The organism is Microbacterium insulae (assembly GCF_042677065.1).
GTDB classification, from domain to species: domain Bacteria; phylum Actinomycetota; class Actinomycetes; order Actinomycetales; family Microbacteriaceae; genus Microbacterium; species Microbacterium insulae.
In genome coordinates, this window is record NZ_JBHTII010000001.1 from 326,431 (window position 1) to 346,877 (window position 20,447).

Genomic DNA, 20,447 nt, shown 5'->3' on the forward strand with positions numbered 1-20,447 from the left:
GATCCCCCTGCACGCGGTGTGCGTGTTGGGAGTAATTACACTCGTGTAGTTCCCCGAGGTCAAGTCGCAGATACTAAAGGCTCAAGTCCGTCTTGAACCTTCGCGACTCGCCGACCGGCATCCCCTTGCGATAACGGTCCGATGAGAAGTCCCTCACTCCGCGCCGACGCCCTCAGCCACTCCCGGTCCGGCGATGAAGACCTCACCATCACCCGACACGCGGACCTCCGCCTCGTCGGGTGTGACCAGCACCGCCTCGCCCGGACCGAGGCGCACGGTTCCGCCGCTGCGGACCCCGGTCACGTCCGCTTCTCCGTCGGTGGAGAGCACGATGGAGGCACCGCCGACGGGGAGCACCGCCCCCTGCTCGGCCGCCACGCGGCGCAGCGAGAAGTCGCCCACCGGGACGTCGTACTGCTCCACGCCGGGCGCCACCGGGCGCGGGCGCAGCGCTGCGGGCCGTCCGGTGCGCGCGTCCAGCACCTCCAGGAGCTCGTCGACGTCGATGTGCTTCGGGGTGAGTCCGCCGCGCAGCACGTTGTCGCTCGCGGCCATGATCTCCACGCCCAGACCGTCCAGATATGCGTGGAGCACGCCGGCGGGGACGAACAGCCCCTCGCCGCGCCGCAGGGTGATGCGGTTCATCAGCAGCGCGACGATGATCCCCGGATCCCCCGGATACTGCTCCTCCAGTGCGCGCGCGAGCGCGAAATCGGCCGCGAACTCCTCGGAGCGGGCCGCCGCGGCCCGTCGGGTCAGCTCACGCACCTCGTCGCGCGCGGACGCCGAGAGCACCCAGGCGATCACATCGGCGATCGAGGCATCCGGTGCGGACAGCCGTCCGGCGAGTCCGCTCGCACCCATGGCCTCGGCCAGCCGTGCGCCGTCCGCGGGCTCGCGCAGGCCCGCGAGCGCGTGGAACTCGTCGCTGAGTGCCACGATGAGCTCCGGCTTGTGGTTGCGGTCGCGATAGATGCGGTGCGGAGCGTCGAGCCCGACGCCGGCCGCCTCCTCCCGCGCGAAGCCCGCTTCCGCCTGCGCGCGGGTCGGGTGGGCCTGGATGGAGAGGGGGGATGCTGCGGCCAGCAGCTTCAGCAGGTACGGCAGCGATCCCTCCACCCCCGCCGCCGCGCCCTCCTGCGCGAGCCACGTGTCGAGCGGGCGGGCGTCCGGCGTGATCGACGGATCGCCCGGGTGGTCGCCGAACCAGACCTCGGCCTCGGGCCGATCGGCCGGTGCGCGTCCCTGGAGCGCAGCGATGAGGGTCGTGGAGCCCCACGCGTAGTCGCGCGGCTCGTTCGTCAGCGGGAGGAGCATGCGTCCAGCGTAGAGCCGTCGACGGGGCGGCCCCGGCCCACGGGGATCGCCCGGATGCCGGGGGTAATCTGTGTGCGATGGCCGTCCACTCGAAGCACCCGGCATCGGCGCCGCCCGCGCCCCCGGTCCGTGAGAAGACGGGCCACCTGATGCTGCGCGGGTGGTGCATCTTCGTGATGTTCATGGCGCTGTCCGGCACGGCCTGGGTGCATGCGTTCGGGGAGCCGATCGCGGCGGCGATCACGATCGCCGGCGGCGTTCTCTCGGTGATCCTGTGGATCGTGGTCCGCCCGCCCTTCCAGTGGCGCCGCCTGCCCTGGTTCGTGGTCGCCTTCGTCGCGCTCGCGACGCTGTCGCTGCTGTGGTCCGCGTGGCCGCAGACCACCGCGCTGACCCTTCTCCTGCTGTGGATCACGACGATCCAGGCGCTGTTCGTGGGCAGCGTGCTCACCTGGCGCGAACTCGTGCGCGCCGCGGCATCCGCCCTCAAGTGGGTGATGGCGCTCTCGCTCCTGTTCGAGGTGTGGGTGGCCGTGTTCGTCCAGGCGCCCCTCCTTCCCGGTTTCGTCGTCGGCCAAGCCGACGATCCGATCGAGTACTGGTCCCGCAACAACCTGTTCGACGGCGAGCGGCTGCAGGGCATCATGGGCAACGCCAACCTGCTCGCGCCCGTCGCCCTCCTCGCGATCATCGTGTTCGGCATCCGCATCGCCCTGCGAGCGCCCCGGCGCACGCTCCTGTGGGGATGGATCGGCCTCTCGGCGTTCCTCTTCTTCCGGGCATCCTCCGCGACCGCCTACGTCGCCGCGGCGGGCGTCGTGGTGGTACTGGCGACCGTGCTCCTCATGCGGCGTGCCCGGCGGCCGCACGAGCGCACCAAGTACTACGTCGCGTACGCCGTCGTGGGCATCGGCGGGCTGGCCGCGCTCTTCCTCCTGCGCGATGCGATCTTCACCGCCCTCGGGCGCAGCGCCGATCTGACGGGACGCGAGGAGATCTGGGAAGCCGTCCTCGCGCGCGCCGCCGAGCGGCCCTGGTTCGGCTGGGGCTACGCCACCCCCTGGGCACCCTGGGACCCCGCCTTCGACGGCTGGATCATCGATCACGGCCAGACCGTGCTGCAGGCACACAACATGTGGGTCGACATCCGCATGCAGCTCGGCATCGTCGGCGTCGTCGCCACCGCGCTCGTCTACCTCGCCTTCGTCTGGAGATCGTGGTTCTTCGCTGTCGACCGGCCGCGCTGGGACCTGCGCGCCGATCGTCCCTATTCGCCGATCACCCTGCTGCCGACCCTGGTCGGCGCGATCGTGCTCGTGCAGGGTCTCGCCGAGTCCACGCCGCTGCTGCTGTGGGGCTGGATGTTCGTGGTCATGCTCGGCGCGAAGATCAAGCAGTCCCCGCACGTCGGGGAGGGCCCCGCCGAGCAGACGCTCGCCATCGAGCGCGGCGAGCCGACGAAGCAGGCGCCGTGACCCCGCCGGAGATCTCGGGGACGCACGGGCGCTTCACCGCGCTGCTGTCCTCGGCCGATCTGGCGCGCGCCTACACGCTGACCGTGTTCGGAGCCGTGTTCGCCTCCTTCGCCATCGAGCGGATCGCCGGGCGGGTGACGTACGTGTCGATCGTGGCGGGCCTGTGCGTCCTCGGCGCCGCCATCCTCGTAGCGCGTCGCCGTGAGATCTCGCTGCTGCGCCTGGTGCCCACCACCGTCGTCCTCTTCCTCGGATGGGCGCTGGCGAGCGTCTTCTGGAGCCGCGATCCGGGCACCTCGCTCGCGAGCTGGGTGACGACCCTCGCCGTGGCGTTCCTCGCCGTCGTCATCGGTCATGTGCGCGACACGCTCCAGACCGTCCGGGCTCTCGGCGACGTGCTGCGCACCCTGCTCGCCGTGTCGCTCGGGGTCGAAGTGCTCTCGGGCGTCCTGCTCGACATCCCCTTCCCGTTCCTGGGCGTGCAGGGGAATCTCGCCGAGCTCGGGCCCGTGCAGGGGATCTTCGGCACCCGCAACATGCTGGGGTTCGTCGCGGTGCTCGCCCTCATCACGTTCCTCATCGAGTACCGCACGCAGTCGGTGCGCACGGGCGTGTCGCTGGCGTCGGTGCTGCTCGCCGGCGGGCTGGCGGCCTTCAGCGACTCGCCGACCGTCCTCGTCCTCGCCGTCGGCGTCGGGCTCGCCGTCGCGGCGCTCGCACTGGTACGGCACACGCGGCCGGAGCACCGGGGCGCTCTTCAGCTGGGCCTCGGTGCCATCGTCGTGATCGGGGTGATCGCGGGGTACTTCGCGCGGCATCCGATCATCGCGTGGCTGGGCGCCGGAACGGACTTCGCGATGCGGGTCGACCTGTGGAACGTGATGGTCGACTGGGTGCGGTTCGAACCCGTGCAGGGCTGGGGCTGGTACGGCGCGTGGAGCGCCGGGGAGTACCCCTTCGCCTACATCAACTTCATCCTGGATGCCTCGCACGCGACCGGGCTGAACGCGTACTTCGACGTGCTCCTCCAGCTCGGATGGGTGGGCCTCAGCCTCTTCGTCGCCCTCGCGGCGATCGCCCTCGTGCGCGCGTGGCTGGCGGCATCGGAGCGGCGCTCCGTCGTCTACGCCTGGACGCCGCTCATCCTCATCACGCTGCTCATCGACTCGATGTTCGAGAGCTTCACGCTCGTCGGCATCGGCTGGCTGATGCTCGTCCTGTGCGCCGTGAGAGCCGGCCAGTCCCGCTCGTGGCGCGAACGCATCGACGCCCCGGGGACCGAGGGCGGTCTGCCCCACCTCGCCGGCTGACGGCCGGGGGCATCATGCGAGAGCTAGCTGTCCCGAAACTCAGGATCGCACCCATCGACGCAGGGTAGGCTTCTCTCTCGGCTCGACGCCTCACGCGCCCGCTGACACGGAAGCTCCCACGTGACCCACATTCTCCAGAACGTCGTCTTCCCGACCGATCGCGACCCCGACCTCCTTCCGCTGTACGTGGACCCCGAGACGTGGTCCGTCATCGACGAGGAGCCGGTCCGGGTCTCCAGCCGGGCACAGCTCGGCAACATCATCGACCGCACGTCGGCGCGGATCGTCGCCGGCCGACGAGTCTCGTTCGGCACCTACTTCAATGCGTTCCCCGCGTCGTACTGGCAGCACTGGACTCCCGTCCGCGAGGTGCGCCTGACGGTGCACACCGAAGGTCCCGCGACCCTCCTCGTCTACCGGTCCAACGGATCGGGTGTCCGGCAGCGGATCGACACCCGCGAAGTGGACGGATCCGCCGTCACGGTGTTCGACCTCACCCTCGACCAGTTCAGCGACGGGGGCTTCATCTGGTTCGACATCGTCGCCGACGAGAAGAACGCCCTGTTCCACGGCGCCACATGGACGACCGAGCAGGAGCCGCCGCGCTCCGGAAAGGCGTCCATCGGGATCACCACTTACAACAAGCCCGACTACTGCGTCTGGACGCTGAAGAATCTGGCCGAGTCGCCGGATGTCCTGGAGCTCGTCGACCGCGTCTTCATCGTCGACCAGGGCGATCGCCGCGTGGACGCCCAGCCCGACTTCCCCGAAGTGTCGTCCATGCTCGGTGACACCCTTCAGATCGTCACGCAGCCCAACCTCGGCGGGTCCGGTGGCTTCGCGCGGGTGATGGCCGAGAGCCTCGCCCGGCCCGAAACGGAGTTCGTCCAGCTCATGGACGACGACGTCAGGCTCGAACCCGAATCCGTACGCCGCTCGATCGTGTTCGCGCAGTTCGCCACCGTGCCCACGATCGTCGGCGCCCACATGTTCGATCTCCTCGACAGGCCAAAGCTCCACGCGTGGGCCGAGGTGGTCGACGAGGAGCCCTTCATGTGGCGCGCCCTGTACCAGGAGAAGCTGCCGCACGACTTCACCGCGGCGAACCTCCGCCAGACCCCGATGCTCCACATGAGGCTCGACGCGGACTACAACGGATGGTGGATGTGCCTCATCCCCGTCAGCGTCATCCGCGAAACCGGACTCCCGCTCCCCGCCTTCATCAAGTGGGATGACGCCGAGTACTGTCTGCGCGCCCGGGAACACGGCGCACCGACGGTGTCGCTGCCGGGAGTCGCCCTGTGGCACGTCTCCTGGGTCGGCAAGGACGACTCGATCGACTGGCAGGCCTACTTCCACGCCCGCAACCGCATCGTCGCGGGCCTCATCCACTCCCGGGCTCCGCGCGGCGGCACTCTCCTGCGGCACAGCCGACGGGTGGACCTCAAGCACCTCATGATGATGCAGTACTACCCAGTCGCCCTGCGGCACCGCGCTCTGCGCGACATCCTCTCGGGTCCCGCGCACATGCGCGGGAACCTCGCGACCGCCATGCCGGCCGCACGCGCGCTCGCCGCCGACTTCCCCGAGACCGTCGTGCACAAGGAACCGGGGGTGCCCCTTCGGGCGCGGCGCGGGCGCGTCGTCTTCAAACGGCGCCCCCGCCACGACTTCGACAGTCCGACGGGCCTGCGTCTGCGTTGGTTCACGCTGTCGACGCTCGTCTCTCACTGGTTCCATGCACCCCGCCCCGAGAACGTGGCGCAGCCGGAGGTCGAGTTCGGCAAGAACGACGCGCACTGGTGGCGTGTGCCGATCTACGACAGCGCTCTGGTCAGCGCGGCAGACGGGTCCGGGAAGAACATCTACACGCGGGATCGCAGGAAGTTCCGCAGGATGCTCCTCGACAGCGTCCGCCTGCACCGCAGGCTCCGCCGCGACTGGCCCCGGCTCGCGGCGCAGTACCAAGCCGCCACCCCCGAGATGACGTCGCTCGAAGCGTGGGAGCGGACGTTCGAGGGGGCGCGATGACCGCGGAGACGTTCGATCCGGCCAGTGCCGCGATCGCGATCGTCACCTACAATCGCTCCGCGCTGCTCACCCGGTTGCTGGAGAGCGTCGTCACCATGGATCCCCGCCCGGGATACGTCGTCGTGGTCGACAACGCATCCGTCGACAACACCGGAGACGTCGTCGAGTCGTTCCGAGAGCGCCTCGGCACCGAGCTCGTCTACCGGCGAATGGAATCCAACACCGGGGGCTCCGGAGGGTTCAGCGAGGGAATGCGCCTGGCGTACGAGCTCGGCGCGGAGTGGATCTGGCTGATGGACGACGACGTCGAGGTCATCCCGGACGGCCTGGCGAAGATGGGGAAGTGGGCGCCGCGGTTCAAGAGCATCCAGGGTCGCCGGTACGACTACGACGGCAGCGAGTTCTACTGGCAGTACCGCCTCTCGATCCCTTTCGGCGTCCCCATCCCCTTCGCGCCGGCCGGGTTCGACGACTCCGGCTATCGCGAGATGAACAGCGGATGCTTCGAGGGGATGTTCATCCACCGGAGCATCGTGGCGGAGATCGGCCTGCCCGACCCGCGATTCTTCATCTACTGGGATGACTCCATCTACGGATGGCTGGCGTCACGCAAGACCACCGCGGTCATCGTGAACGAGTTCGTCCTGCGGCGCACCCGCGAGATCCGGCAGTGGGACATGGGCATCCGCCACCTGAACGCCTCGAGTGACGCGTACCGGTACTACATCATGCGCAACCGCGGCTACATGAAGCGCTACTTCAAGGAGCACGGCGCCTACCGACCGGTCCGGTTCTGGTTGGGGTCGGGTCTGACCTTCGCCAAGGAGCTCGTTCGGCTCGTTTTCGTCGAGCGCAAGGTCCGCGGTACCAGCAACCTCTTCCGCGGCATCCGCGACGGACGGAGAGTCGCGAAGGCACCCTGGAGCCCGATGCCTCCGCTTGCCGCACCCACCGCCGACCGACCCGCGGCCTGACACGCCGTCGGGGCGGACCTCCTCAGCGTCCTGGCTCGCCCTGCTGCGCGGGGTCGGCCTCGTCCTCCTCGACGGCGACCATGCCCGAGGGTGCAGCCCCGGCCTTGCGGAATGAGAACGACTTGTGGAGGACGTACGTCACGACCACGAGGAAGGCGGTCACGACGAGCTGGCTCACGAGCTTCTGCTCGGCGGTGTCGAACCCGAGCACGGACGCCGAGAACCAGCTCAGCGCGAGATTCGCGAGAAACGAACCCAGCGTGACCGAGGTGAACTTCACGAACTCACGGAACGGGTGACCGGATCCGCGGAAGACGAAGCGCCGCTGGAGCAGGAACGACGTCAGGTTGGACACCACCCAGCTGAACGTGATCGCGATGGCGTAGTCCGCGGGGACGCCCCACGCGTCCAGCACCAGGAGCGCCACGGCGTAGAGCCCGTACGAGAAGGCGGTGTTCAACCCGCCGAACACGAGGTACCGGATCTCGGGCCGTCGGGTGACCGCCAGGAGCAGGTTGCGCATCGCGCCAACCCTACACGCGACACTCCCGGCAGGGCTGTACGCGACCACGAAGGCGCACCGGTCGGTGCGTTAGGCTCGACGTCGGCGTTCTGCCGTCGCCTGCGGACCGGGTCCCCCGCTCTCGAGGTCCACGGCCGACGGAAGGAGCCAGAATCGTGAGCGCGCCCCTCCTGAGCGTCGTCGTCCCCGCCTATAACAACGGACGCACACTCGCGGAGACGCTCCAGTCGGTGCTGGAGCAGAACGTGGACGGACTGGAAGTCATCGTCGCCGACCACGCCTCGACCGACGACACGGCCGAGGTCATGAGCCGCTTCGCCGACGACCGCAGGGTCACGCTGCTCGACACCCCCGCGGGAGGCGGCGCCGGCCGCAACTGGAACCGGGTCACCGAAGCCGCGACGGGTGAGTACCTCAAGCTCGTGTGCGGCGACGACGTGCTCCGTCCCGGTGTGCTGGCCCGACAGGTATCGCTCCTTCGGTCCACCGGGTCCGTGCTCACCGCCTGCAGACGCGATGTGGTGGATGCCGAGGGGCGGACGCTGATGGCGGGATGGGGACTGCGCGGGCTGACGCAGCCGATGCCCGGCAGGGACGCCGTCCGGAAGGCTGTCCGCGCCGGGTCGAATCTGTTCGGCGAGCCCGCGTCGGTGATGATGCGCACAAGCGTCCTCGCCGCGACAGGTGGATGGTTCGACCGCTTCCCCTATCTCATCGACCAGGCCACGTACTCGCGCGTACTGCTGGAAGGAGACTTCGCCCCGGATCCCGAGGTGGGCGCGACCTTCCGCATGAGTGCAACGCAGTGGAGCGTGGCCCTGGTCCGCGAGCAGTCCGGTCAGGCCCGCGCCTTCCACGCCTGGCTCCGACGGGAGCACCCGGAGGCGCTGTCGGCGGCGGATGTGCGCATCGGCGACGTGCGCGCGGCGGCGATGGCTCGCGCACGGCGGATGTCGTATCGTCTGCTCGAAAGGAGGATGCGGTGACCGCCGACGAGGAGTACGTGCACCGGATCAGCGTCGTGATCCCGGTCTATCAAGGCGAGCGAACGCTCCGCGGCGTCATCGACGAGATCACCGGACTCACCACTGCCTTCACCACGGCCGGCGGACACCGCGCCCGCGTCGAGGAGGTGGTTCTCGCCTACGACCGAGGCCCCGACGGATCGGCACGGGTCATCCGAGAACTGGCGCAGGAGCACCCCTGGATCAAGCCGGTGTGGCTCAGCCGCAACTTCGGTCAGCATGCGGCCACGCTCGCGGGCATGGCCAGCTCCGGGGGCGAGTGGATCGCGACGATCGACGAGGACGGCCAGCATGACCCGCGGCAGATCGAAGTCCTCCTCGACCGCGCCCTCGCCGAGTCCGCCGACCTGGTCTACGCCGAGCCGGTCAACCGTGCGCCCCACGGATTCGTGAGGAACACCGCATCCAAGGCCTCCAAGCGCACGCTCGAGTCCCTGCTGGGCGGCGGTCCCGCATCGCACTTCAACAGTTTCCGGCTGGTGCTGGGCGAGATCGGCCGGAGCGTCGCCGCGTACGCGGGCACGGGCGTGTACCTGGACGTCGCGCTGTCGTGGGTGGCGAGCCACGTCGTCACGGCCCCGGTGACTCTGCGCGCCGAGGGCGATCGTCCTTCGGGCTATTCGTACCGGCGCCTCTTCGCGCACTTCTGGCGGATGGTCCTCACCTCCGGCACCCGCGGCCTCCGCCTGGTCACGGCGGTCGGCGTGATCTTCTTCGTCGGAGGCATCCTGTTCGCGCTGTATCTCACCATCGCGCGATTCGTCTCGGGGGACATCCCCGAAGGCTGGACGTCGCAGATGGTGCTCACGGCTCTGGGAACGGGGGTCATCCTGGTGTCACTGGGCATCATCGCCGAGTATCTCGGTGTGGCGGTGGGATCCGCCCTCGGCAAGCCCGCGTACCTCATCGTCCGCGACCCCGCGAGTGGCCCGCTCGGCCACGCGGCGCCGCGCCCGCCTCGCAGCATCGACCCCGAATGATCGCGCCGAGACGGTGGATCATCGGCCGAGGGCTGCTGGGCCGCGCCGTGGAGCGCACGCGGCCGGATGAGACGTTCCGCGTGGCCGTCCCGTGGGCGGACCCCGGCGGTTCGCTCGACACGCTTCGGGAGGCGATCGACACGTTCGCCTCAGGCGACCGTCCCCTCGAGGTCTATTGGTGCGCCGGACGAGGGGTCACCTCGACTCCACGCGAGCAGCTGGATGTCGAGGCATCCGTCTTCGAAGGATTCCTGGACGGCTTCCGCACCCAGCCTGCCGACGTGCGCTCCCGCTTGGCGTTCTTCCTCGCATCGTCCGTCGGGGGCGCCTATGCGGGATCTCCCGCCCCGCCGTTCACCGAGTCGACCCCCGTGGCTCCCATCAGCGCCTACGGCGAGACGAAGCTGCGCATGGAGAGCGCTCTGCGCGAGGCGACGGGCGACGGCGGCTGGAGGTCGCTCATCGGCAGGATCACGAACATCTACGGAGCGGGTCAGGACCTCTCCAAGCCCCAAGGGCTGATCTCCGCCCTCGTCAAGGGTCATCTCAGTGGCCAGCCGACCTCGGTGTATGTGCCGTTGGACACCCTGCGCGACTACATCTATGAAGATGACTGCGCCGCCGTCATCGACGCTGGAGTGCGACGGCTGGATGCCGAACCCGAGGGGCGGACGATCACGAAGCTCGTCGGCGCGATGCGCGCGGTGTCGATCGGCGCCCTCCTCTCCGAGCTGACCCGAATCCGGAGGCACCGCGGTCCGATCGTCCTCGGCGGCGGAGACGCCCATGGGCAGTCGCTCGACCTGCGCATCCGGTCCGAGGTGTGGACGGATCTGGACGGACTCGTGCGCACGACCCTCCCGGAGGGGCTCAGCCGGGTGTATCAGGCGCAGCTGCAGGGACGGGCGAACCCGAGGTGACGGCCCCTCCGGCTGGCGGGCCGGATCTGCGGCGGGCGCGGCGCTGGAGGACGAGCCAGACAACGAGGGTGCCCAGGCTGAGCGCGAGCGCGACGATCATGATCGGAAGGCCCGGCGGGCGGAACTCGACCGTGACGACGTCGCCCGGCTGCGCGCCGGAGGCGTCCACCGTGAGCAGCCAGCCGCGGGCAGGGTCGGCTTCCGCGGCACCGCGGACGGCGTACCCCGGGTAGTCGAGCCGGCTGAGCACCACCCGCCCGTCGGCGCCCACCGAATCCACGCGCAGCGACACCGCCGTGTCGGACGAGTCGACCACCGTCACTTCGGTCCCGCTGCCGGTCCAGACCACGCCTCCGGCGCCCGGGAGCGGCTCGTCGCGCTCGAACAGCCAGGTGATGTCCCCCTCCGACACCAGACGCCATCCCTCCACTGCCTCCGGGCGGTCGGGAAAGGTCGCTTTCATGGCGAGGATGCTGCTCACGCCCATCAGGTCGGCGACCGGCAGGCCCGTCTCGCCATCCGTGCTCCACAGCGTGTCGAGCGCGTCCGCGCACGTCGAGCCCCGCAGGTCCATGCAGAGGTCCTTCGAGAAGGCGGAGTAGGGCAGAACGGTGTAGAGGCTGCTCACCGGCGTCGGGCTCAGGTACCACAGGTTGCCCATCAGCCGCTCGTCGAAGCTCGCATCCATCCCGCCGTACGCGTAGATGTCTCCCACGACGATGGCGTCGCCGGAGGCATCCGCAAGGACAGCCTCCATGCGCGCGGTGCTGTCGGGGACTCCGAACTTGGGCAGCGGCGTGAACGGAAACACGACCATCTGCGGAATGACGAGCACGCCGGACACCGCGATCGCGAGTCCGGCGGCGACCCCGTTCCGAGATACTCCGCGGGGAACGCGCCGGCCCTTCGCGATGTAGGCGAGGGCGAGGATCGCGAACGCCTGAATGACCATCACGATCGCCAGCGACCGCCACTGCGGAGGCGTGTTGGCGAAGGTCACGCCCGTCACGACCGCGAGCGTCAGCAGCGACCATCCCAGTCGGCGGCGCGTGGTCCCGGCCGGGAAGGAGTGCGACGCCATGACGGCGAGGAGGACGGCGACGGCCAGGCAGAGATAGGGCATGAAGCGAACCGGCCACCGCAGCGGACCCACCTGGCTCGGGCCGATGACGACGACCGTCATCAGTGCCAGCAGAACGAACAGAGGGATGCAGCGACGCACCACGTCACGCGATATCGGGAGCAGCATCGGAAGCAGCGGGAGCACCCATGCGACGTAGACGAGGGGGGCTGCGGTCTCCTGGCCCCACCAGGACCCGACGGACGCCGTCGCGGTGGGCGAGGAGGCGGACATGAGGTCGCTCAGGTCGGCGTTGAGGAACCGCGTGTTGATGATGCTGAGCCCCGCGCGCTCCGTCACGGGTGCGGTGAGCACCCCCGGCAAGTAGACGGCGACGGTCAGCAGGGCACCCCACGTGGAGGCCAGCAGCGTGCGGATGACGCGGTCGCGATCACGCGCGACCATCGCTCGCACGAGGCTCTCGACGAGGATGATGACGAGGATCAGCACCCCGAAGACGTATCCGAAGGTGATCAGGACGTAGCTCGCGACGAGATACGGGACGGGCGACCTCAGGGATTCGACGGATCGCCGGAGTCCCCACCACACCCACGGCACAAGCGCCGCGTTGAACAGGCCGGTCGCCCAGGATGCGGCATCCATGTACACCGTGAACCCGCCGAGGGGCACCAGCACCGCGGCGACCGCGGACCAGGGGCCGCTCGCCGAGAAGGAGCGCGCCAGCAGGTACACGCCGCCGGCCATCAGCATCAGGAAGAGGATCTTGACCGTCGTGGTGTGGACGACCGGGTTCTCCGCCCACCGGGCGGCGATCGCGATTGCCCAGGTGACGGGGTTGAGCAGACCCCACTGGCCCTCGGCGAAGTAGTTGCCCGCCTGCCAGGCATGCGGGTCGAGGACCGGCAGGCGCCCGCTGAGCAGCCGGTCTCCGAGCTGCCACCACTGCCCGAAAGCGCCGACCTCGCTGTCGTCGGCGAAGTAGAACCGTGGCGTGGCGAACAGTCGCGCAGCCGCGAACAGCCCCGTGACGAGGACGGCGGACACGGCCCAGAGCGCGGTCGAAAGCCTGGCGGCATCGGCTCGGGGTTGAGATGTCACGTCGTGCCAATCGGCAGGCGGGGGGCGAGGGCGTGGACCATGCTAGCAAGCACGTCCCGTGCGTCCGGGCGGCGCGTCGCGGGCATGCGAGATGCTGTGACACGATTGGACGGTGAAGGGGATCATTCTCGCCGGTGGATCCGGCACGCGCTTGCATCCGATCACTCTCGGCGTCTCGAAGCAGCTCGTGCCGGTGTACGACAAGCCGATGGTGTACTACCCGCTGTCGACTCTCATGCTGGCGGGGATCCGGGACATCCTCGTGATCACGACGCCCCACGACTCCGAGCACTTCCGGCGCCTCCTGGGCGACGGGTCGCAGTTCGGCATCTCGATCTCGTTCGCGCAGCAGCCGTCGCCCGACGGCCTCGCGCAGGCGTTCACGATCGGTTCGGACTTCATCGCGGACGACAACGTCGCGCTCGTGCTCGGCGACAACCTGCTCTACGGCCCGGGCCTCGGCACCCGCCTCGCCCGATTCACCGACATCGACGGGGGCGCCGTCTTCGCGTACTGGGTCTCCGACCCCACGGCATACGGTGTCGTCGAGTTCGACGACACCGGCAAGGCGATCTCGCTCGAGGAGAAGCCCGCCCACCCGCGAAGCAGCTACGCGGTGCCCGGGCTCTACTTCTACGACAACGACGTCGTCGACATCGCCCGCGCCCTGGCCCCCAGTCCCCGCGGCGAATACGAGATCACCGACGTCAACCGCGCCTACCTCGAGCGCGGCAAGCTCGCCGTCGAAGTGCTCCCGCGTGGCACCGCGTGGCTCGACACGGGGACCTTCGACCAGATGACGGATGCCGCGGACTACGTCCGGACGATGGAGCGGCGCACGGGCATGAAGATCGGCGCGCCGGAGGAGGTCGCGTGGCGACAGGGCTTCCTCACCGACGACGAGCTGCGCGTCCGCGCCGAGAAGTTGGTGAAGTCCGGCTACGGCGCCTACCTCCTCACTCTCCTGGAAAGAGGCCGCTGATGGCTCGCCTGCTCGTCACCGGCGGTGCCGGATTCATCGGCTCGAACTTCGTGCACCACGCCCTCGCCCACACCGACCACCACATCACGGTGCTCGACAAGCTCACGTACGCCGGCAACGCGGCCTCGCTCGAGGGACTGGACCCGAGCCGTTTCCGATTCGTACACGGCGACATCGTCGATGCGGCGCTCGTCGACGAGCTCTTCGCCGACGTCGACGCGGTCGTGCACTACGCGGCGGAGTCGCACAACGACAACTCGCTCCACGACCCGCGGCCGTTTCTCGACACGAACATCGTCGGAACGTACACGCTGCTCGAGGCTGCCCGCAGGCACGGGACACGGCTGCATCACATCTCGACGGACGAGGTCTACGGCGATCTGGAGCTCGACGACCCGGCCCGCTTCACCGAGACGACGCCCTACAATCCGTCGAGCCCCTACTCGTCGACGAAGGCGGGCTCCGATCTGCTCGTGCGCGCGTGGGTCCGCTCCTTCGGGGTCGCCGCGACGATCTCGAACTGCTCCAACAACTACGGACCGTACCAGCACGTCGAGAAGTTCATTCCGCGACAGGTCACCAACGTGCTGCGCGGCATCCGCCCCAAGCTCTACGGAGCAGGCGAGAACGTGCGCGACTGGATCCACGCGGAGGACCACTCGGCGGCGGTGCTGACGATCCTCGACAAGGGCGAGATCGGCGAGACGTATCTGATCGGCGCCGACGGGGAGAAGAACAACAAGGAAGTCGTGGAGCTGATCCTCGAGCTGATGGGTGAGCCCGCCGACGCGTACGATCACGTCACCGATCGGGCGGGCCACGACCTCCGGTACGCGATCGACTCCACCAAGCTGCGCAGCGAGCTCGGCTGGACTCCGGCATACCAGGACTTCGAGGCCGGGCTGGCGGCGACCATTGAGTGGTATCGCGACAACGAGTCCTGGTGGGCACCGGCGAAGGATGCGACCGAGGCGTTCTACGCGTCGAAGGGCCAGTGATGGCGGAGTTCGGCAAACCGCTCCGGGCGACCGCCACCGCGATCCCCGGCCTGACGCTGTGGGATCTGCCGGTGCACGGCGACAGCCGCGGCTGGTTCAAGGAGAGCTGGCAGCGGGAGAAGATGACCGCGGCCGGTCTGCCCGACTTCGGCCCTGTGCAGAACAACATCTCGTTCAACGACGCCGTCGGCACGACCCGCGGCATCCACGCCGAGCCGTGGGACAAGTGGGTCTCGGTGGCCACGGGCCGCGTCTTCGGGGCATGGGTGGATCTTCGTGAAGGACCCACGTTCGGCGCGGTCGTCACCGCCGAGATCGATCCGTCGACCGCGGTCTTCGTGCCCCGCGGAGTCGGCAACGCGTACCAGACCCTCGAACCCGACACGGCATACGCGTACCTCGTCAACGACCACTGGTCGCCCGATGCCGAGTACACCTTCCTGAATCAGGCGGACCCCACGGTTGCGATCGCGTGGCCGATCGGGCTTGACCGCGCCGAGGTCTCGGCCAAGGATCGGGCGCATCCGAAGCTCTCCGAAGTCGTTCCGGTGTCCCCGCGGCGGGTGCTGGTGACGGGTGCCGACGGGCAGCTGGGCCGAGCCCTGCGCGCCGAGCTCGGCGAACCCGGGCACATCGAGTACGCGACGCGGGCAGACCTGGACCTCACGTCGTCCGACCTGCACACGGCACGGCGATGGCGCGACTACGACACGATCGTCAACGCCGCCGCCTACACGGCCGTGGACGCGGCCGAGACCGAGGAAGGACGACGGCAGGCCTGGGCCATCAACGTCACCGCCGTCTCGAACCTCGCCCGCATCGCCCGCGCACACCGGATCACCCTCGTGCACGTCTCGACCGACTACGTCTTCGACGGTGCATCGCCGCTCCCCTATCGCGAGGACGCTGCCCTGAGCCCGCTCGGTGTCTACGGACAGACGAAGGCGGCAGCCGACGCGATCGTGTCGAGCACGGACCGCCATTACATCCTGCGCACCTCGTGGGTCATCGGCGACGGCCGCAACTTCGTCCAGACCATGCGCGCCCTCGCCGAACGAGGTGTGGACCCGAAGGTCGTCGATGACCAGATCGGACGCCTCACCTTCACGACCGATCTCGTCCGAGGCATCCGTCATCTCCTCGAGACGGGCGCCCCCTACGGCCTGTACAACCTCACGGGCGCCGGCGAACCCGCGTCCTGGTGCGAGGTCGCCCGACGGATCTTCGCCCTCACCGGGCACGATCCGACTCGCGTCGGAGCGGTGTCCACCGCTGAGTACTTCTCCCAGGCAGCAGGACCGGTGGCACCCCGGCCGCTGAACAGCGTGCTCGATCTGACGAAGATCGCAGCCACGGGCCTCGAGCTCGGTGATTGGGAGACGGGGCTTCGGGACTCGCTCGCCGCACAGGCGGCGGCCACGGGCGACGCTCAGCCCGCGTCGTAGTCGGCGTTGTAGCGATCGAGCACGTCGGCGATCTCTCCGTCCAGCACCAGCCGGCCCCCGTCGAGATAGAGTCCGCGCGTGCAGAAGCGACGCAGGTCGCGCTCGCTGTGGCTGACGAAGAAGAGCGTCCTCCCCTCCGACAGCAGCTCGTCGATGCGCTTGTAGCATTTCTCGCGGAAGGCCTTGTCGCCTACGGCGAGCACCTCGTCGACGAGAAGGATCGGCTCCTCGAGCTGCGACACGACGGAGAACGCCAGACGCACCTTCATGCCGTTGGAGAGGTGCTTGTACGGCGTGTCGATGGACTCGTGGAGCTCGGCGAAGTCGATGATCCCGTCGAACCGTCGTGCGACCTCGGCCTTCGGCATCCCGTGCAGGCCCGCCGTCAGGCGGACATTCTCGCGCACGGTCAGGTCGCCCACGAATCCGCCGGTGATCTCGATGAGAGGTGCGACGCCGCCGTTCACCCGGACGGTGCCCTCATCCTGGATGAGGACGCCCGCGACCAGCTTGAGCAGCGTGCTCTTACCCTGGCCGTTGCGACCCACGACGCCGATCGACTCCCCCGGACGCACATCGAACGACACGTCGCGCAGCGCCCAGAACTCGCCGGGCTTGCTGCGGCGCGACGAGTCGGCGAAGAGGTCCTTGAGGCTGCGGCGCCCCCGACGGTTGCGGCGGAAGCGCACGCCGAGATCGCGCACCTCGATGGCGTGGCCGGATGCCTCCATCACAGCTCCTTCAGCAGCGGTCGCTCGAGCCTGCGGAACGTGAGCATCCCGAGGGCGAGGAAGCCGAAGCTCATCACGGCGCCGACGCCGATCACCCACGGATCCCACTCCTCCGGGAAGAATCCGACCCGGTAGAGCGCGAAGATCCCCGAAAGCGGATTGAAGGCGGCCAGCGTCTCGAAGAACCCGGGAAGGTCGGACACCCCGTAGATGACCGGGGACGCGTAGAACAGGGCACGCAGGATCAGCTTGGTCGTGCGCTCGAGATCGGTCCAGATGACGCAGAGCGGCGCGACCAGCAGCCCGAGCCCCACCAGCAGCACAGCCTGGAGGATCACCGCGAGAGGGAAGAAAAGAAGCCCCCAGCCGATCTCCACGGGCGTCGTGGTGAACTGCGCGACGATGACGAACAGCGCGAGGACGGGGAGCGAGCACAGGAACTCCACCCCCTTGGACAGCACGATGCGGTTGACCCAGATCGACCGCGGGATCGCCGTCGAGCGCACGAGCCGGGCGTCCTTGTTGAATGCCCGGGTGAAGTCCGACACCGCGGCGTTGAACCACACCCACGGGAGCAGGGCCGTGATCAGGAAGACGATGTACGGCTCGTGCCCGACGGTCCGCTGGAAGATCTGCGTGAAGACGAACCAATAGATCGCGCTCATCACGAGCGGATCGAGCACCGACCACAGGTAGCCGAGCGCACTGGTGGCGTACCGCACCCGCAGGTCGCGGGCGGACAGCAGCCACAGCGAGTGCAGGTACCGCCTCGGCGATCCGGGCGCGCCGACTGTCGCGGTGGTCACGATGCGAGTCTAGGGGCCGGACTTCAGGCGAGCTGGTTGTTCCACATCGACAGCGCCGAGCCGATGGCCATGTGCATGTCGAGGTATTGATACGTGCCGAGGCGTCCGCCGAAGAAGACGTCCTTCTCGCCCTTCGCCAGATCGCGGTAGGCGACGAGGCCCGCGCGGTCCTCGGGCGTGTTGACCGGATAGTACGGCTCGTCCTCGCGAGCGGCGAAGCGCGAGAACTCCCGCATGATGACGGTCTTGTCTGCGGGGTAGCGATCGGCGCGCTCCGGGTGGAAGTGCTTGAACTCGTGGATCCGCGTGAACGGGACGTCCGCGTCCGCATAGTTCATGACCGACGTGCCCTGGAAGTCGCCGACATCGAGCACCTCCTGCTCGAAGTCGAGCGTGCGCCATGACAGCGCACCCTCGGTGTACTCGAAGTAGCGGTCGACCGGGCCGGTGTAGACGATCGGCAGCTGCCCGACGGTCGCGGTCCGGTGGAGCGGCTGCGACTCGTCGAAGAAGTCGGTGTCGAGCTTCACCTCGATGTTCGCATGGTCGGCCATCCGCTCGAGCCACGCGGTGTAGCCGTCGGTGGGAAGACCCTCCCACGTGTCGTTGAAGTACCGGTTGTCGTAGTTGTAGCGGACGGGCAGCCTGCTGATGACCTCGGCGGGCAGATCCTTCGGGTCGGTCTGCCACTGCTTGGCCGTGTAGTCCCGGATGAAGGCCTCGTACAGGGGCCGCCCGATGAGGGCGATGCCCTTCTCCTCGAGGTTCGCGGCATCCTTCGCGTCGAACTCCCCCGCCAGCTCGTGGACGAGGGCCTTCGCCTCTTCGGGGGAGTACGCGGCCTGGAAGAACTGGTTGATCGTGCCGAGGTTGATCGGCAGCGGGAAGACGACGCCCTTGTGGTTCGTGTACACGCGGTGGACGTAGTCGGTGAAGGTCGTGAAGCGGTTGACGTACTCCCACACTCCGGGGTTCGAGGTGTGGAAGAGGTGCGCGCCGTAGCGGTGCACCTCGATGCCCGTCGTCGCCTCGTCTTCGCTGTAGGCGTTGCCGCCGATGTGGGGGCGGCGGTCGATGACGGTGACCTTCCGACCGGATGCTGCGGCGCGCTCGGCGATGGTGAGTCCGAAGAAGCCGGACCCGACGACGAGGAGATCCATGTGAAACGCTTTCGTGAGGCGGATGCCGCAGACACGGCGACGCGGCGGGCAGAAGGCGCCGCCGCACCGGACCAGCTTACCGGGCCGCCCACTCCGACCCTGGGTGAACGCCCCGATGCGCGTGCTCCGTGGGCGAGCGATCCCGCGGCCGTCTAGCTCTACCAAGGGGAACTCTCGAGTACGACACGCCGAAGCCGTTCAATATGTCCCCCAAAGAGGGGACGAGAGTGCACTTCTTTCACATCCGTCCCTCGGCTACCGTGGTCGGAGGCGCTTCACCCGGGCGCTCGGGCGTCCCCAAGCCCTTGCCGTTTGTACGACCCCAGCGTGCAAAGGAGGGCCCTCATGCGCGCCCGCATCCTCTCGATCCTCGTCTCGGCCGTCCTGATCATCGGCGGCAGCGTCGTCGCGGCGACGCCCGCCACAGCGGCGGCCGGCGATGCGGCGACGGTGTTCAACCAGACCAATGCCGAGCGCGCCCGGGCCGGGCTCAAGCCGCTCATCTCCGACCTCGCACTCGATCGCGCGGCCGACGAGTGGGCGCGCGTACTGGCCAAGTCCTGCAGCTTCACGCACAGCTCGTCGAACTGGCGGGCGACGCGCGTCGCCAAGGCGGGGTGGTCCGCGACCGGCGAGAACATCGCTGCCGGGTACGACGGCTACAACGTGGTCTCCGCCTGGATGGCTTCGCCGGGACATCGCGCCAACATCCTCGACTCGCGGTACACGGGCGTCGGGATCGGCTACGCGAAGGGCACGTGCTACTCGTCGTACTGGGTGCAGATCTTCGGCTGGACCAAGACCGCGGCCAACCCGGGGGCCGGCGATGTCGGCGGTGACGTCCGTGCGGACGTCGTCGCGCATCGGAGCGACGGGTCCGTCATGGTGTATCGCGGCAACGGCAGCGGGGGGTGGTCCGGCAGCGCGGCGGCGGGCTCGGGTTGGGCGGCCACGGACAGGCTGGTGACTATGGGGGACTTCACCGGCGACAGCGTCAACGACATCGGCCGGATCCGGGCCGACGGGAGCCTGCAGCTCCTCCGCGGTCAGGGCAACGGCACGTACGGGGCGCCGGTGACGATCGGCCAGGGATGGTCGGGTTATCGGCTGGCCTTCGGTGGAGTGGACTTCGACGGAGACCGCCTCTCGGACGTGCTCGCGGTCACCACGACGGGGGTTCTCATGCTCCATCGCGGCAACGGCTCCGGCGGCTGGAAGGCGGCGGGAGTGAAGGTGGGCTCGGGCTGGGGCGCCATGACCGCTGTCTTCTACGCGGGCGACTTCAACGGCGACACGAGAGGCGACGTCCTGGCCCGTCGCGGTGATGGGACGCTCTGGATGTATCCCACGACCGGATCGAGCTCATGGGGCCGCGCGCAACAGGTCGGCAAGGGGTGGAACTCCCTGACGTCGGTCTTCAGTCCGGGCGACTTCGACGGCACCGGCACCTCTGATGTCCTCGCGCGGCGCAGCGATGGGGTGCTGCTGCTCTATCGCGGCAACGGAAAGGGCGGCTGGGGCACGGTGTCCACGGTCGGTCGGGGATGGAACGCGTTCACCGGCATCGGGTGAGCCGACGGGCCCGGTGCGA

17 protein-coding genes are annotated in these 20,447 nt (G+C 68.8%); 11 read left to right on the plus strand and 6 right to left on the minus strand.

All coding sequences use genetic code 11. The features are described 5' to 3' along the window. Window positions 1–153: 153 nt before the first annotated feature. On the minus strand, window positions 154–1,317 hold the full coding sequence (gene manA, locus ACFQ0P_RS01535; RefSeq protein ID WP_204979971.1) for a mannose-6-phosphate isomerase, class I: 1,164 nt from the start codon (window positions 1,315–1,317) through the stop codon (window positions 154–156). Window positions 1,318–1,394: 77 nt separating this feature from the next. On the opposite strand from manA, the gene ACFQ0P_RS01540 reads away from it, so the two are divergent. The 4 genes from ACFQ0P_RS01540 (at window position 1,395) to ACFQ0P_RS01555 (ending at window position 7,107) form a co-directional block, all read left to right on the plus strand. Further along, window positions 1,395–2,792 carry an O-antigen ligase family protein gene (locus ACFQ0P_RS01540; protein ID WP_204979972.1) on the plus strand — a complete coding sequence of 466 codons (1,398 nt, stop codon included), beginning with the start codon at window positions 1,395–1,397 and terminating at the stop codon, window positions 2,790–2,792. Beyond that, window positions 2,789–4,102 carry an O-antigen ligase family protein gene (locus ACFQ0P_RS01545; protein WP_378771123.1) on the plus strand — a complete coding sequence of 438 codons (1,314 nt, stop codon included), beginning with the start codon at window positions 2,789–2,791 and terminating at the stop codon, window positions 4,100–4,102. Before ACFQ0P_RS01540 ends, ACFQ0P_RS01545 begins: the two co-directional genes overlap by 4 nt. 120 nt (window positions 4,103–4,222) lie before the next feature. Next, window positions 4,223–6,133, plus strand: a complete 1,911-nt coding sequence (locus tag ACFQ0P_RS01550) for a glycosyltransferase (RefSeq protein WP_204979973.1) — start codon at window positions 4,223–4,225, stop codon at window positions 6,131–6,133. Next, window positions 6,130–7,107 (plus strand): glycosyltransferase family 2 protein, encoded by a 978-nt coding sequence (locus ACFQ0P_RS01555; protein WP_204979974.1) that lies wholly within the window; start codon window positions 6,130–6,132, stop codon window positions 7,105–7,107. The genes ACFQ0P_RS01550 and ACFQ0P_RS01555 overlap by 4 nt, the downstream gene beginning before the upstream one ends. Window positions 7,108–7,129: 22 nt before the next feature. Here the strand turns inward: ACFQ0P_RS01555 and ACFQ0P_RS01560 are convergent, their stop codons facing one another. Then, a complete protein-coding gene (locus tag ACFQ0P_RS01560; RefSeq protein ID WP_204979975.1) occupies window positions 7,130–7,630 on the minus strand; it encodes a GtrA family protein in 501 nt (166 codons plus the stop codon). Window positions 7,631–7,785: 155 nt separating this feature from the next. Here ACFQ0P_RS01560 and ACFQ0P_RS01565 point away from each other — a divergent pair, with 155 nt between their 5' ends. From ACFQ0P_RS01565 to ACFQ0P_RS01575, 3 genes are read left to right on the plus strand one after another with little or no spacing between them, the layout of a single operon-like run. Then, window positions 7,786–8,616, plus strand: a complete 831-nt coding sequence (locus ACFQ0P_RS01565; protein WP_204979976.1) for a glycosyltransferase family 2 protein — start codon at window positions 7,786–7,788, stop codon at window positions 8,614–8,616. Continuing rightward, on the plus strand, window positions 8,613–9,635 hold the full coding sequence (locus tag ACFQ0P_RS01570) for a glycosyltransferase (RefSeq protein ID WP_204979977.1): 1,023 nt from the start codon (window positions 8,613–8,615) through the stop codon (window positions 9,633–9,635). The genes ACFQ0P_RS01565 and ACFQ0P_RS01570 overlap by 4 nt, the downstream gene beginning before the upstream one ends. Further along, window positions 9,632–10,555, plus strand: a complete 924-nt coding sequence (locus ACFQ0P_RS01575) for an NAD-dependent epimerase/dehydratase family protein (protein WP_204979978.1) — start codon at window positions 9,632–9,634, stop codon at window positions 10,553–10,555. Before ACFQ0P_RS01570 ends, ACFQ0P_RS01575 begins: the two co-directional genes overlap by 4 nt. Here the strand turns inward: ACFQ0P_RS01575 and ACFQ0P_RS01580 are convergent. Next, window positions 10,506–12,734, minus strand: a complete 2,229-nt coding sequence (locus tag ACFQ0P_RS01580; RefSeq protein ID WP_204979979.1) for a hypothetical protein — start codon at window positions 12,732–12,734, stop codon at window positions 10,506–10,508. The genes ACFQ0P_RS01575 and ACFQ0P_RS01580 overlap by 50 nt on opposite strands. 112 nt (window positions 12,735–12,846) lie before the next feature. On the opposite strand from ACFQ0P_RS01580, the gene rfbA reads away from it, so the two are divergent. Genes rfbA through rfbD form a run of 3 tightly spaced genes read left to right on the plus strand, consistent with a single transcriptional unit; the run spans window position 12,847 to window position 16,159 of the window. Further along, the gene (rfbA, locus tag ACFQ0P_RS01585) at window positions 12,847–13,716 is read left to right on the plus strand and encodes a glucose-1-phosphate thymidylyltransferase RfbA (protein WP_204979980.1); all 870 of its coding nucleotides are present in this window, start codon (window positions 12,847–12,849) and stop codon (window positions 13,714–13,716) included. Beyond that, a complete protein-coding gene (rfbB, locus tag ACFQ0P_RS01590; protein ID WP_204979981.1) occupies window positions 13,716–14,714 on the plus strand; it encodes a dTDP-glucose 4,6-dehydratase in 999 nt (332 codons plus the stop codon). The genes rfbA and rfbB overlap by 1 nt, the downstream gene beginning before the upstream one ends. Further along, a complete protein-coding gene (rfbD, locus tag ACFQ0P_RS01595) occupies window positions 14,714–16,159 on the plus strand; it encodes a dTDP-4-dehydrorhamnose reductase (protein ID WP_204979982.1) in 1,446 nt (481 codons plus the stop codon). The genes rfbB and rfbD overlap by 1 nt, the downstream gene beginning before the upstream one ends. Here rfbD and ACFQ0P_RS01600 read toward each other — a convergent pair. The 3 genes from ACFQ0P_RS01600 to glf are packed head-to-tail and all read right to left on the minus strand — an operon-like array spanning window position 16,144 to window position 18,856. Continuing rightward, window positions 16,144–16,890 carry an ABC transporter ATP-binding protein gene (locus ACFQ0P_RS01600; protein WP_204979983.1) on the minus strand — a complete coding sequence of 249 codons (747 nt, stop codon included), beginning with the start codon at window positions 16,888–16,890 and terminating at the stop codon, window positions 16,144–16,146. The two genes, rfbD and ACFQ0P_RS01600, sit on opposite strands and share 16 nt — an antisense overlap. After that, window positions 16,890–17,696, minus strand: a complete 807-nt coding sequence (locus tag ACFQ0P_RS01605; RefSeq protein WP_204979984.1) for an ABC transporter permease — start codon at window positions 17,694–17,696, stop codon at window positions 16,890–16,892. Before ACFQ0P_RS01605 ends, ACFQ0P_RS01600 begins: the two co-directional genes overlap by 1 nt. A 23-nt stretch (window positions 17,697–17,719) precedes the next feature. Beyond that, window positions 17,720–18,856: a UDP-galactopyranose mutase gene (glf, locus tag ACFQ0P_RS01610; protein WP_204979985.1), complete on the minus strand. Its 1,137-nt coding sequence runs from the start codon at window positions 18,854–18,856 to the stop codon at window positions 17,720–17,722. A 345-nt stretch (window positions 18,857–19,201) separates the two neighbouring features. Here glf and ACFQ0P_RS01615 point away from each other — a divergent pair, with 345 nt between their 5' ends. After that, a complete protein-coding gene (locus ACFQ0P_RS01615) occupies window positions 19,202–20,428 on the plus strand; it encodes an FG-GAP-like repeat-containing protein (RefSeq protein ID WP_204979986.1) in 1,227 nt (408 codons plus the stop codon). Window positions 20,429–20,447: the final 19 nt, after the last annotated feature.